A 13,257-nucleotide genomic window follows, 5' to 3' on the forward strand; every position below is an offset into this window, starting at 1 on the left:
TCTCTTTCGCATGCGTTTCGCAATGCGCATAGTACAGCTCCAACTGTGTGCCCGGCAAACTACGCCGGCGCCCAGTGGAATATCTCGGGAGAGATGAATCAATTCACCAATGGGGTAGTGATCAGAATCAACGGCCAAACCGTCATCGACAAATCCTTATCCTTGCTATCCGGTGACGGAGAGTTTTTCGGACACTATGACGGCAAAGCCGTCACCGCGACGTGCATGACCAGCATGGGCATGTTGGCGACCAAGACGAATTGTTTCGTTTTCGTCAATAGTGAAAAAGCGGCAACGCTTACGTTCTGACGTTGTGTATGTTGGACTTTGCAGCCAACTAAACGAGATGGACTCCACTCTCTCAGCTATTTACATAAGAAAATAATGGAAAATTTCGATCTTTCTCGCCTTAGTGCAACCTCCTTTGAACGTCTGATTCGAGCTCTTTGTTTTGAACTTATGGGTCCAAGCGGTACTGTTTACTCTTCTGGACCAGATGGAGCTCGGGATTACACGTTTGAGGGTCACATTAAAGGTTACGAAGCAAAAGGATGGAGCGGCTACCTTGTTTTGCAGGCAAAATTTCGAGAAAAACTCCAAGGTGGGGCTTCGGATGCAAAGTGGCTAGAAACGCAACTTTCTGGTGAGTTGAAAAAATATATAGATCTGAAGGCTAACCTTAAGCGCCCTGAATATTATATTGTCGCGTCAAACATATCCTTATCCGGAGCTGATGGAAAAGGATCTAAGGGTTCGACGCGAACTGGTGGGCATACAAAATTAACTAATCATCTCAAGACTTGGAAGAAAACACTTGGAGTTAAGGATTTCGACCTCTGGCCCGCCGATAAAATTATTGATTTACTTGCGGGCACGACTCACGTTAGACAGACCTATGCAGCATGGATAACCGTTGGGGATGTATTGTCGGCTGTTCTTAAAAGCTTAGAAGTAAAGAGCCCTGATTTTGCCGTCGTTATTGGTCGAGGGCTCAAGGAATCGCTACGTCGCGATCAGCACGCCAGGTTGAGAGACGCTGGTAGCGTCGTTGATTCGCCAATTAGAGTAAGTCAAGTTTTTATTGATCTTCCGGTTGAGCAACGTATAAGAGAGATGCCCTGGGATTTAGACGATATTCCCATGGGAGTGGTCGGTAGATTAGCTGCAAGATCGAAGGAAAAGCTTGATCCGGAGTCGGTAGCCTCGGCTCGTCTGTCTCCCAATGGTGAACGCCTTCCCTCGCGAAACAAAATCGTCATTCTGGGTGGGCCAGGTCAGGGTAAATCGACAGCGAGTATGTTCCTTGCTCAGCTCTTTCGTGCTGCATTGTTAGAATCTGACCCAAAATTGCATCAAGACGATAACGTCAGAGAACTTGTTCCGGAGATCCTACAGCGCGCAAAAAAGGAGGGTGTGCCCAGCACGCTATCCCGTCGTTATCCAGTTTTCGTCTCACTCCCGCGTTTTGCGGACGCAATCAGCACAGCAAAATCTGCCCACCAACGTCTTCCTTCACTTCTGAATCAAATTGCGCTTGATCTCTCTATAGATTGCGATAAAGAATTTGATCGGGAGGACTTACGGACTTGGCTCCAGCTTTATCCATGGATTGCTATCTTTGATGGCCTTGACGAAGTACCTCCGTCAGGAGAGCGGCATTTAGTCATTGAGGCGATTGCATCCTTCCATACCGAAGTAATTGAATTGCAAGCCGATGTCTTGACAGTCGTAACGACACGGCCTCAAGGATATAACCATGATCTTGATGAAACTCAGTGGGAACATTGGAATCTTAAAGATTTGCCGCCTGAGCGCGCAATAGCATATGCCGAAGCATTAGGTTGTACTCGCTATCCTTCGGACCCCTATAGACGGGGAGATATTCTGATATCAATAACAGAAGCAACTAGCAAACCGGCCACCTCCCGTCTTATGATCAGCCCTCTTCAAGTAACGATCATGTATTTGATTGTGGATACGGGCGGGAGCGTGCCGGCTGCGCGGTGGAGCCTCTTTAATGAATATTTTGAAATCTTACGCAAAAGGGAAAAAGCGAAAGGAGGCGTGAACCAGAAAATACTCGAACGTAACTGGAATCAGCTTGGTCCTATTCATCAGCGGGCGGGCTTAGTACTTCAAACGGATAGTGAACACGTAGGAAGTGCTTTGGCCTCATTAGACAAAGCGAGATTCAAGCAGATGTTGTGCGAATTTCTAAGTGCAAATGAGTATAAGAAAGACGAAATAACCGAACGTGCCGACGAATTAATGAGTCTCGCACTTGATAGGCTTGTCCTCCTCTCGGCACGAGAAGAAGGAAAGATAGCGTTTGATGTGCGATCTCTTCAAGAGTTTATGGCCGCGGCTGCCATCACTTCCGGAAATGAAAGCAATGTCGAAGATCGCCTCAATCACATAGCGAGTTTGTCCCATTGGCGGCACGTATTCCTTATTGGAGCCAGCCGCTGCTTTTCGGAAGATAGCCTCCATCATTTGCGCTCGATGATTATCGCGATCCCTCGCGGCTTGGATTCCTCTTTACCCGACTTCTATGTTCGCGGAGGAGCCTATCTTTCTCTTGAAATGTTCGTTGATGGGATTGGATCCGATCATCCAAAATCAAGAAAACTGTTAGCTCAACATGCCTTAGAAATCTTGGCACTTGGTCCCGACGCAATGGATGAACGCCTGCCCTTGCTTATTGATGAACATACGGCTGAGTTTGTGATTAAAATACTTCGCGAGAAAGTGGTAGAGCATTCAACGCCTTCTGCTTTGGCCGCTTGGAGGCTTCTCATAATCTTAGCAAACAATAAGCCAATGCAGTTTCTACCTCTCGTGGAAGAATGCTGGCCAGTGGAACCATCGTCAGTAATAAATATACTCAGTGCATTGAGTGAACCGTTACCAACTGCTAATTTGATCGAGAAAACGCGACGCGCCATATTGGCTAGTAAGCCTACTGAGACGATGCGAAAGTGTTTGAAATTTTTTAAAAGGCTTCGACAAGTAAAGCAGGGGGATTTGTACCCAGACCATTCTCCAATAATAGAGTTAGATTTTATGAAGGATGGTCAAGACCAAAATCGGTATTTCGGTATTTTGGTTGCCGGGTCCGAGGCTCCCCTGAGGTTCTGTGTGAATGCGTATGACGACCAAGAAGCGTTAAAATATTTTCTTTGTCTAGAAGGGGCAAGTGCCGACTGGATGCCATTAATAGCTTCAGCTCAATTCGCAAATAACCCGAATCCTGAAAAATTGTCAGAAACACTGCTGTCCATTGCGAGGACGCAGTCATTGGTTGAAGCTAAATTTTTAAAGGGGTATTTGCCTTGGCCGATCGCTTCCTTAGTGGGAGCCACTACGGACGAGAAGCGGTTATTGGAATTGGCTGACCGCGCGCTAAAGGGGGAATTCGGCGATCAAGACGCGTGGAGGGCAGCTCAATCTAGGTGGAAGAAATCAGGGGTTACACGAGATGATTTCTTGCTCTCTCCAATTGACATACCATTCTCCAAAGATGTGGCAAATATTGGATTACCTAGCTTTACCAGTTATCAGATTTCGCACGGTAATAACGATACGGCCAGAGTAATAGGAGAGCTTCATCAATTAGCGAAAGAAATGGGCTCTTGTCGCGCTAGTGCACAGCTGTTAATCGTGGCTCAGTTTGCCACATTGGGACTTGAACAAGATGAACCTTTCTTGGCAGGACAGAATGCGCTAGATTTCCTTAGATTAGTTAGTGATAATCAAACGATATTGTCTCTTAATGCACTTGCATTATTTGATCATGGTATTTGGGGAGATGATGCGATTGTCAAGATTATTTCCGAAATTGCACCCAGATATTCAAGGTATCCAGATCGGAAAATAAATTCACCTTTGCCGATGATTGTGGATGCATATAACCGAAATCCGCGCTGCCGCGGAATCCTATATTTAATTGCAATACATATTGGCTGTTGCAGAGAACCGAATTTTGAATCACTGTCTAGGTTGAAACAATCAGCATTCATCGTGGACCCAACGGATATTCGGGATGTGCAATCTTCAGTAATTTTACTTAATATCGCTTGCGGGAACCGTCCTGACCCGGAACAGACGGCAAAAATTTTGTGTGCTGATGATGGTGATAACCACGAGACCATAGACTTAACTCTAGTATTCGACTTTCTTGAAAATGACGAGTTTTTGATTGGCGACCGAGAACGATATCTCACTTCTTTGCTTCAACAGTTAGAAGGTAAGAACTCTCCTCATATACTTAAAGTAAGAGAGGCTATTAGGAAAGATATGAATGCTCGAAGATCTACACTCACGCGTCGTGAAACTTGGATTGATAAACTTCATCTCCCTAGTGATGCATACACAATACTAAGGCCACAAGCATAAGAATGATGAAGGCCGTAAGTCGTAACCAAATGGAGGTTTAAACAGGTCCATGTTTGATGATAATAACGGAGTATGCCAATAAATATGGCATCCTCCGGATGATTCCATTGTGTGTTGAAAATTACGGTCAGTAGTATATTTTTGGCGGTCAGGCGCTGCTTTGCGCAGCACACAACCGCCAAAACCTCGATTTATCCCGACACCCTCCGCCGCAACTCACGCCAAACACCGTATCTCGCGCAGCGCTACGGTCAGCATTGCGGCGTCCAGCGTGCCTGCCAACTGCAGGTCGGCCAGCAGCTTGCGGTAGCGCGCCAGCGCGCTGTGATCGTTGCCGGCCCAGGCCTGCAGGATGGTCTCCGTGTTCTGTTCGTCGGGGCTCAGTGCGAGCGCGGTGGCGGTGAGCGTGCGGTGCGCGCCCGCCAGGTCGTCTAGCAGCGCGGCGCGCGCCAGCGTCTGCCATTGGCTGTCGGCCGGCAGCAGCCCGATCTGGTGGTGCAGCCAGTTGATGCCGAGGTCGCCGCCGAAGCCGAAATACACTGCGGCCACCAGGTCTGCCGGCCGCTTGCTCGCGGCCGCGACTTCGGTGATGTCGAGCGCGCAATACAACGCATCGCATTTGGCGATGCGCAGCGCCAGCTCGACCGGCACTCCGGCGCTGCTGAAGCTGGCCGTGCTGGCTTCCAGTTGGGCCCGGTCGGGGCCGATCAACAGCGTGCCCAGGTGTTCCGCCAGCGTCGCCACGCCGGGCCGGAAGCGTTCGATCACCGCCGCCATATCCTCCATATCCTGCTGCTGGCGGTGCTGCAGGAACCACAGCGTGCCGCGCTCGGCCAGCCGTTCGGCCTCGACGCTCAACGCGATCTGGGTCGCGTAGCCGATGTTGCTGTCGAGCCCGCCGATCGCCTGCCACAGGCTGACCAGGCCGAACACCTCGCGCGCCAGCAGGTAGGCGCGCACGATTTCGGCCGGCCTGGCCCCGGTTTCCTCCTGCATCCGATGCACGAATACGCTGCCGACCCGGTTGACCATGCTGTTGGTCACATGGGTAGCGATGATCTCGCGCTTCAGCGGGTGCTGCTGCATGCTGGCGCGGTAGCGTTCGCGCAGCGGCAGCGGGAAGTAGCGCTCCAGCGCGGTGGCGACATACGGATCGTCGGGCAGGTCGGAGGCGACCAGTTCCTCGCACAGCACGATCTTGCTGTACGCCAGCAGCACCGCCAGTTCCGGCGCAGTGAGGCCGGCGTCGGGGTCGACCGCTGCCAGTTTGCGCGTGTGCAGCTCCTGTTCGGTCGGCAGGAACTCCAGTTCGCGCTTGAGTTTGCCGGCCTGCTCCAGCGCCTTGATGTAGCGCGTCTGCGCGTCCAGCAGTGCGCTGCCGCGGGCGCGCGTGAGGGACAGGCTCTGGGTCTGGAAATGGTTGTCGCGCAGCACCAGTTGCGCGATTTCGTCGGTCATGTCGGCCAGCAGTTTGCTGCGCTGCTTGGCGGTCAGTTCGCCGTCGGCCACCACCGCATTCAGCAGAATCTTGATGTTGACTTCGTGGTCGGAGCAGTCGACGCCGCCCGAATTGTCGATCGCGTCGGTGTAGATGCGCCCACCGCCGAGCGCATATTCGATCCGTGCCAGCTGGGTGAATCCCAGGTTGCCGCCTTCGCCCACCACCTTGCAGCGCAGTTCGCTGCCATCCACCCGCACCGCATCGTTGGCGCGGTCGCCGACTTGCTGGTTACTTTGCTGGCTGGATTTGACGTAAGTGCCGATGCCGCCGTTGTATAGCAGATCGACCGGCGCTTTCAGGATGGCCCGGATCAGGTCGGTCGGCGTCAGTACTTCGGCCTCGATGGCGAGCAGCCGCCGCACCTCGGGCGACAGTGGCAGCGACTTGGCGCTGCGCGGGAACACGCCGCCGCCGGCCGAGATCAGGCCGGGGGCGTAGTCGGCCCAGGACGAGCGCTCCAGCGCGAACAGGCGCTCGCGCTCGATAAAGCTGGCCTCAGTTTGTGGCTCCGGGTCGAGGAAGATGTGGCGGTGGTCGAACGCCGCCACCAGCCTGATGTGGCGCGACAGCAGCATGCCGTTGCCGAACACGTCGCCGGACATGTCGCCGATGCCGGCCACGGTGAAGTCTTGATTGCCGATGTCGCGCCCCAGTTCGTGAAAATGGCGCTGCACCGATTCCCATGCGCCGCGCGCGGTGATCGCCATTTTCTTGTGGTCGTAGCCGACCGAGCCGCCCGACGCGAACGCATCGCCGAGCCAGTAGCCATACTCCTGCGCGATGCCGTTGGCGATGTCGGAAAAGGTGGCGGTGCCCTTGTCGGCCGCCACCACCAGATACGGGTCGTCGGCGTCGTGCCGCACCAGATTCGGCGGCGGCACCAGCTTGCCGCCGACCAGGTTGTCGGTCAGGTCCAGCATGCCGCGCAGGAAGATCTGGTAGCAGGCGATGCCTTCCCGCTGCAGCGCGTCGCGGTCGCCGACTGGCGCTTGCTTGAGCACGAAACCGCCTTTGGAGCCGACCGGCACGATCACTGCGTTCTTCACCATCTGGGCCTTGACCAGCCCCAGCACTTCGGTGCGGAAATCTTCCATCCGGTCGGACCAGCGCAGTCCGCCGCGCGCCACCTTGCCGCCGCGCAGATGCACGCCCTCGACCCGCGGCGAATAGACGAAGATCTCGAACATCGGTTTTGGCTGCGGCAGGCCGGGCACCAGCTGCGGATTGAACTTGAACGACAGATATGACTTAGATGCGGACTTAGGTGCTGACTTAAGCGCGGGCTGCGGCGCAGCGGCGGCCTCGACCTGGAAATAATTGGTGCGGGTGGTGGCTAGTATCAGCGCTAGGTACTGGCGCAGGATGCGGTCCTCGTCCAGATTCGCGACCTGCTCCAGCGCGGTCTCGATCGCCGTCGTCGGCGGCAGAGGCAGAGCAGGGCCGCGCTGTTCGGGTGCTTCGAGTACTTCGAGTGCTTGCGCCGGATCGAAGCGGGCCAGAAACAGCTCCAGCAACTGGCGCGCGATCTGCGGATAATGGGTCAGCGTCTGGCGGATGTAGGCTAGGCTGAAGGTGAAGCCGGCCTGTTGCAGGTACTTGCTGTAGGCCCGCAGGATCACCACCTCGCGCCAGGTGAAGTGCGCGCTCAACACCAGCCGGTTGAAATCGTCGTCCTCCGCCGCGCCGCGCCAGACCTGGGCGAAGGTGTCCTCGAACAGGCCCTTGACCTGGTCCAGCGCTAGCTCCGCGCCGGCCGCAAAGGTCATCGAGAAATCGTGAATCCAGACCGGCGCCGCATCCAGCGGCACGATCTGGTACGGATGATCGTCTTGCACCAGCACTCCCATGTGCTCCAGCATCGGCAGGCTGTCCGACAACGGCACCGGCCCGCCCGCATGAAACAGTTTGAAATGCAGTTGCTCGGGCTGCGCTTCGAGCCGCCGGTACAGCGTCAGGCCCAGGTCCAACCCCAGCCCTGAACCTGAACCTTGCTGCGCCAGCTGCTCCATCATCTCGATGTCATGCACCGCCAGCCGGGCCGAATAATCTTCCCGGTAGCCGGCCGGGAATGCGCCGGCGTAGCGGCGGTAGAGCCGGGTCGCGCGCTCCTCGCCGCAGCGTTCCAGCAGCGCCGCGTACACCTCGTCCTGCCAGCGCCGCCCGGCCTGCGCCAGCCGTGCTTCGAGCGCGGCCACGTCGAACTCGGGGATGCCGCTGCCGGGCCGGGTGCGCACCGTGAAATGGATGCGCGCCAGCGGCGACTCGGACAGTTGCACATTGAACTCCGCGCTGACGCCGTTGAACGCCTCCAGCAGAATCTGCTGCATGCGCAGGCGCAACTCGGTGTTGTAGGTGTCGCGCGGCACGAATACCAGACAGGACAGGAAACGGCCGTAAGGGTCGCGCCGCAGGAACAGGCGGGTGCGCTGGCGCTCGTTGAGGCGCACGATTCCCATCGCATGCTGCAACAGGTCATCCTCGTCGATCTGGAACAGTTCGTCGCGCGGGTAGGTTTCCAGCACCATGCGCAAATCCTTGGCGGCGTGGCTGCCGGGCAGCAAGCCGGCGCTGCGGATCACGTGCTCCACCTTGCGCCGCAACAGCGGGATCTGGGTCGGATTGGCGGTGTAGGCGTTGTGGGTGTAGAGGCCGAGGAAACGGTGCTCGCCGTTCACCTGGCCCTGGGCGTCGAAGCGCTTGATGCCGATGTAGTCGAGGTAGCCGGGACGGTGCACGGTGGCGCGCGAATTGGCCTTGGTCAGCATCAGCAATTGCGGCACCCGCGCCAGCCGGCGCGAATCCGGCGGCAGCACCGCGAAGCTGGCCGAGCGTTGCTGCTGGCTCTGGCGCAGGATGCCTAGTCCCGAATCCGGCACGATGCGCAGCACGTCTTCGCCGCCTTCGGTCACCAGGTCGTAGTCGCGATAACCGAGGAAGGTAAAGTGGCGTTGCCCGGCCCAGTCCAGGAACGCCTTGATCTCGGCCGCCTGCTCGCGGTCGACGGGCGCGGCATCGATCTCGGCGTTGACCTCGCGCAAGCGCGCCAGCATCTGCGGCCAGTCCTCCACCGCCTTGCGCACGTCCTGCAGCACGTGCTCGATGCCGGCCCGCAACTGCTCCAGCTGCGGGCCGGTCTGGCGGTCGACCTCCATGTGGATGATCGACTGCAAAACTCCATCGGCGGCTTCGGTGTCCAGCAATGCGATCAATTCGCCGGCGGCGTCGCGCTTGATGCGCAGCACCGGGTGGATCAGCAGATGCAGCGTGAGGCCCTGGCGGTTGGCCTCCATCGTCACCGAATCGACCAGGAACGGCATGTCGTCGTTGACGATTTCGACCACCGTGTGGCCGCACTGCCAGCCATGCTCTTCGAGGCGCGGATTGTAGACGTGCAGCTTGGCCGCGCCCGGGCTGAAACGGCGCAGCAAATTCCAGTGCGACAGCGCGGCCCCGTACAGATCCTGCACATTGCGCTCGCGCAAGTCATCGGGATCGACCTGCGCAAAGTATTCCTGCGCGAAGCGCACCAGTGGCGCCGTATCCTGCCCCGCGCAACGTTCTTCGATCAGTGCGCTGATCTTGCCGATCAGCTCCGCTTTGGTTTCTTCGCTGTTGGCCACGGTTCACCCTCTTGTTTTACGGTTAGTCGGACGACTGCTGACGCCCGGCGCAAACGGGTTGCCCGGAACCAGTCCGGTTTGTTTCAGCTTAGACGACGCAGCGGAGAAACCAAAGCCGAAGTAGGACGAAATGCATTGTTTTTGAGATAACCAGAATGGGATAGGCGTCAGCCCTGGAGCGCTAGAGCTGCATCCGGGCGGCGCAGGGCATAACCGCGTTCGATAACTGGCGCGGCGGAGCTTTTTATATGACTGCTATTTGGTGATAAATATGGTGGGTATGTCTATAAACATGGCATTTTCCGCATAATTTCATTGCGGACATAAAAAATACATTGGATAGTATATTTTATTTTCCAAAAAGTCCGGCTGGACAAAAAATCGCGGGGCGCCAATACCCGGCTGCCGGCGGCGGCGCGGACCGCGAGATTACGGTCCCGCAGCGGCTGGACTACAATCTTCTTTCCCGACTTTATGCTTGCCCGCCAATGACTTTGATCCCTTTAGCCGAACGCCTCCGCCCCAAAACGCTGGACGACGTGATCGGTCAGCAACACTTGCTTGGCGCGGGCAAACCGCTGCGCGTCGCGTTCGAATCGGGCGAGCCGCATTCGATGATCCTGTGGGGGCCGCCGGGTGTCGGCAAGACCACGCTGGCGCGCCTGATGGCTGACAGTTTCAATGCGGAATTTATCGCGCTGCCGGCGGTGCTGTCGGGGGTCAAGGATATCCGCGAAGCGGTCGAGCGGGCGCAGGTGATCCGCGCCAATTCCGGCCGCCGCACCATCCTGTTCGTCGATGAAGTGCATCGCTTCAACAAGAGCCAGCAAGATGCGTTCTTGCCGCACGTCGAGAGCGGCTTGTTCACCTTCATCGGCGCGACCACCGAGAATCCGTCGTTCGAGGTGAATGGCGCGCTGCTCTCGCGCGCGGCGACTTATGTATTGAAGTCGCTCACTGACGATGACTTGCGGACGCTGGCCGATCGCGCCTGCGCTGCCGAATTGGATGGTTTGCAATTTGCGCCGGATGCCAAACTGACGCTGATCGCCAGCGCCGACGGCGATGGCCGCAAGCTGTTGAATACACTGGAAATCATCGCCCGCGCGGCGCAAGCCAAGGAGGTGAAAGAAGTCGATGCGGCGCTGCTGGTGGAATGTCTGGGCGACACGCTGCGCCGTTTCGACAAGGGCGGCGACGCGTTTTACGACCAGATTTCAGCGTTGCACAAATCGGTGCGCGGCTCCAATCCGGATGCGGCGCTGTACTGGTTGTGCCGGATGCTCGATGGCGGCGTCGATGCGCGCTACCTGTCGCGCCGTATCGTGCGCATGGCTTGGGAAGACATCGGTCTGGCCGATCCGCGTGCGATGCAGATTGCCAACGATGCCGCCGCCACCTATGAGCGTTTGGGATCGCCGGAAGGCGAATTGGCGCTGGCGCAAGCGGTGATCTATCTGTCGATTGCGGCCAAGAGCAATGCCGGCTATATGGCTTACAACCAGGTCAGAGCCTTCGTAAAAAAGGACCAGTCGCGCCCGGTGCCGGAGCACTTGCGCAACGCCCCGACCAAGCTGATGAAGGAATTGGGTTACGGCAAGTTGTACCGCTACGCGCACGACGAACCGGAGGCTTACGCCGCCGGCGAAACCTATTTGCCCGATGGCATCGGCAATCAGCACTGGTACACCCCAACCCCGCGCGGGCTGGAAGGCAAGATCGGCGAAAAAATGGCCCATTTGCGGGAATTGGATAAAAAGGCGAAAAACTAGATACGCGATGGGTTGCACCCAGCGCGGGAGTAATACGCGGCTTGCTACAATGTTGGTTTCGTCACCAGAGTCCGGCAAACCCCCATGATCGACATTCAACTCCTGCGCAAAGACATCGACAGCGCCGCCATCCGCCTGGCCGCGCGCAAGTTCCAGCTTGATGTAACCACTTTCAATGCGCTCGAAGCCGAGCGCAAAGTCATCCAGACCCGCACCGAAGATCTGCAAGCCAAGCGCAACGCGCTGTCCAAGCAGATCGGCATACTCAAGGGCAAGGGCCAGGACACCTCGGCCGTGATGGCGGAAGTCGCCGGCTTGGGCGATGAACTGAAAAACAACGAAGGCGCGCTCGCCACCGTGCAGGACCGCATCAGCGAATTCATGCTGGCGATTCCGAATCTGCCGCACGAATCGGTGCCGGAGGGTCTGGACGAAGCCGGCAACGTCGAGTTGCGCAAGGTCGGCACGCCGCGCATCTTCGACTTCGAGGTCAGGGATCACGTCGATGTCGGCGCCGCGCTGGGGCTGGATTTCGAGGTCGCGACCAAGATTACCGGTTCGCGCTTTTCGGTGATGAAGGGCGGCATCGCCCGATTGCACCGTGCGCTGGCGCAGTTCATGTTGAATACCCATACTGAAGAACACGGCTATACCGAATGCTATACGCCGTACATGGTGAATGCCGACAGCTTGCGCGGCACCGGCCAGTTGCCGAAATTTGAAGCGGATTTGTTTTCAGTGAAAAAGGGCGGCGTGGAAGGCGAGGGCGAGACTTTTTACCTGATCCCGACCGCTGAAGTGCCGCTGACCAACATCGTGCGCGACGAAATCGTGGCCGCCGAAGCGCTGCCGATCAGGATGACTGCGCATTCCCCATGCTTTCGCTCGGAAGCGGGCAGCTATGGCCGCGACACGCGCGGCATGATTCGCCAGCATCAGTTCGACAAGGTCGAGATGGTGCAAATCGTCCATCCGGAACAATCCTATGAAGCGCTGGAACAGATGGTCGGCCATGCCGAAGCCATCCTGCAAAAGCTCGGCCTGCCGTATCGCGTGGTCAGCCTGTGCACCGGCGATATGGGTTTTGGCGCGACCAAGACTTACGACCTGGAAGTATGGCTACCGGCACAAAATACCTACCGCGAGATTTCGTCGGTCTCGAATTGCGAAGCCTTCCAGGCGCGCCGCATGCAGACCCGTTTTCGCAACGCACAAGGCAAACCGGAGCTGGTGCATACGCTGAACGGCTCCGGCCTGGCGGTCGGGCGTACCTTGGTTGCATTATTGGAGAATTACCAGCAGGCCGATGGCAGCGTCGATATTCCGGCGGTGCTGCATCCGTACATGGGCGGTTTGACGCGGCTGGTTCCGTAATTCAATGTCTACCTCAGCCGCGCACTTTGTCGGCTTCGCGTATGCGATTGATTCGGAAAAGGAATAAGGTATTCGGATGCCTACAGGCTGATGCAGCCTGTAGGCGATACTCAGGCAGCTTCCAAAACCAGATGTAATTTTTGACCGATGCGTGTGGCCAGTTTGATCAGCATGTCGAGCCTGAACTTGTCGCATTTGCCGCGCACCAGATCCGACACGCGCGACTGACTGATGCCCAGATGGGCCGATGCCTGTTGTTGGGTCCAGCCGTGTTGGGCGATTACGCGCCGCAGTTTTGCCATCAGGTCGGCGCGCATGTTCAGCACTGCCGCATCTTCGGGGGGGATTCCGGGGGCGGAAAAGGCAACTATTCGTGGTGAACTTAATAACTCTTTCATGACTTCTCCTGTTTCTCCTTGCATGGCTTTTGGCGGATTAATAGCCACCGGCCGGCGCTGACGAGCGGGCAGTCTGCACGGGAAGCAGGATTTTGTACTTGTCCTATCTTAAGTTTTGGCAGACGTTCCTGCAGAGGGGCGACAATTGTTGATGCTATCGGTCAAGGGCGGGTTTTCTAGAAGTTCGGTTGATTGAA

Annotated in this window: 6 protein-coding genes; 4 read left to right on the top strand and 2 right to left on the bottom strand. The window is 56.8% G+C overall.

The genetic code is table 11. The features are described from left to right. Positions 1–93: 93 nt before the first annotated feature. On the top strand, positions 94–309 hold the full coding sequence (locus FKCLFG_RS02945; protein WP_472614742.1) for a hypothetical protein: 216 nt from the start codon (positions 94–96) through the stop codon (positions 307–309). A 75-nt stretch (positions 310–384) separates the two neighbouring features. Further along, positions 385–4,395 carry an NACHT domain-containing protein gene (locus FKCLFG_RS02950; protein WP_472614743.1) on the top strand — a complete coding sequence of 1,337 codons (4,011 nt, stop codon included), beginning with the start codon at positions 385–387 and terminating at the stop codon, positions 4,393–4,395. A gap of 216 nt (positions 4,396–4,611) precedes the next feature. On the opposite strand, the gene FKCLFG_RS02955 is transcribed toward FKCLFG_RS02950, so the two are convergent. Beyond that, positions 4,612–9,516, bottom strand: a complete 4,905-nt coding sequence (locus FKCLFG_RS02955; protein WP_472614744.1) for an NAD-glutamate dehydrogenase — start codon at positions 9,514–9,516, stop codon at positions 4,612–4,614. A 488-nt stretch (positions 9,517–10,004) separates the two neighbouring features. Here FKCLFG_RS02955 and FKCLFG_RS02960 point away from each other — a divergent pair, with 488 nt between their 5' ends. Together FKCLFG_RS02960 and serS are read left to right on the top strand one after the other, a co-directional pair. Beyond that, positions 10,005–11,288, top strand: a complete 1,284-nt coding sequence (locus tag FKCLFG_RS02960) for a replication-associated recombination protein A (protein ID WP_472614745.1) — start codon at positions 10,005–10,007, stop codon at positions 11,286–11,288. An 84-nt stretch (positions 11,289–11,372) separates the two neighbouring features. Then, the gene (gene serS, locus FKCLFG_RS02965) at positions 11,373–12,662 is read left to right on the top strand and encodes a serine--tRNA ligase (protein ID WP_472614746.1); all 1,290 of its coding nucleotides are present in this window, start codon (positions 11,373–11,375) and stop codon (positions 12,660–12,662) included. A 110-nt stretch (positions 12,663–12,772) separates the two neighbouring features. Here serS and FKCLFG_RS02970 read toward each other — a convergent pair whose 3' ends face one another. After that, positions 12,773–13,060 carry a helix-turn-helix domain-containing protein gene (locus FKCLFG_RS02970; RefSeq protein ID WP_472614747.1) on the bottom strand — a complete coding sequence of 96 codons (288 nt, stop codon included), beginning with the start codon at positions 13,058–13,060 and terminating at the stop codon, positions 12,773–12,775. Positions 13,061–13,257: the final 197 nt, after the last annotated feature.

This window comes from Gelidimonas denitrificans (assembly GCF_055694065.1).

Excerpts from the sequence above, each read along its gene's own strand:
- FKCLFG_RS02960 (WP_472614745.1), top strand. The coding sequence starts at position 10,005 with ATGACTTTGATCCCTTTAGCCGAACGCCTCCGCCCCAAAACGCTGGAC.
- serS (WP_472614746.1), top strand. The coding sequence starts at position 11,373 with ATGATCGACATTCAACTCCTGCGCAAAGACATCGACAGCGCCGCCATC.
- FKCLFG_RS02950 (WP_472614743.1), top strand. The coding sequence starts at position 385 with ATGGAAAATTTCGATCTTTCTCGCCTTAGTGCAACCTCCTTTGAACGT.
- FKCLFG_RS02945 (WP_472614742.1), top strand. The coding sequence starts at position 94 with ATGAATCAATTCACCAATGGGGTAGTGATCAGAATCAACGGCCAAACC.
- FKCLFG_RS02970 (WP_472614747.1), bottom strand. The coding sequence starts at position 13,060 with ATGAAAGAGTTATTAAGTTCACCACGAATAGTTGCCTTTTCCGCCCCC.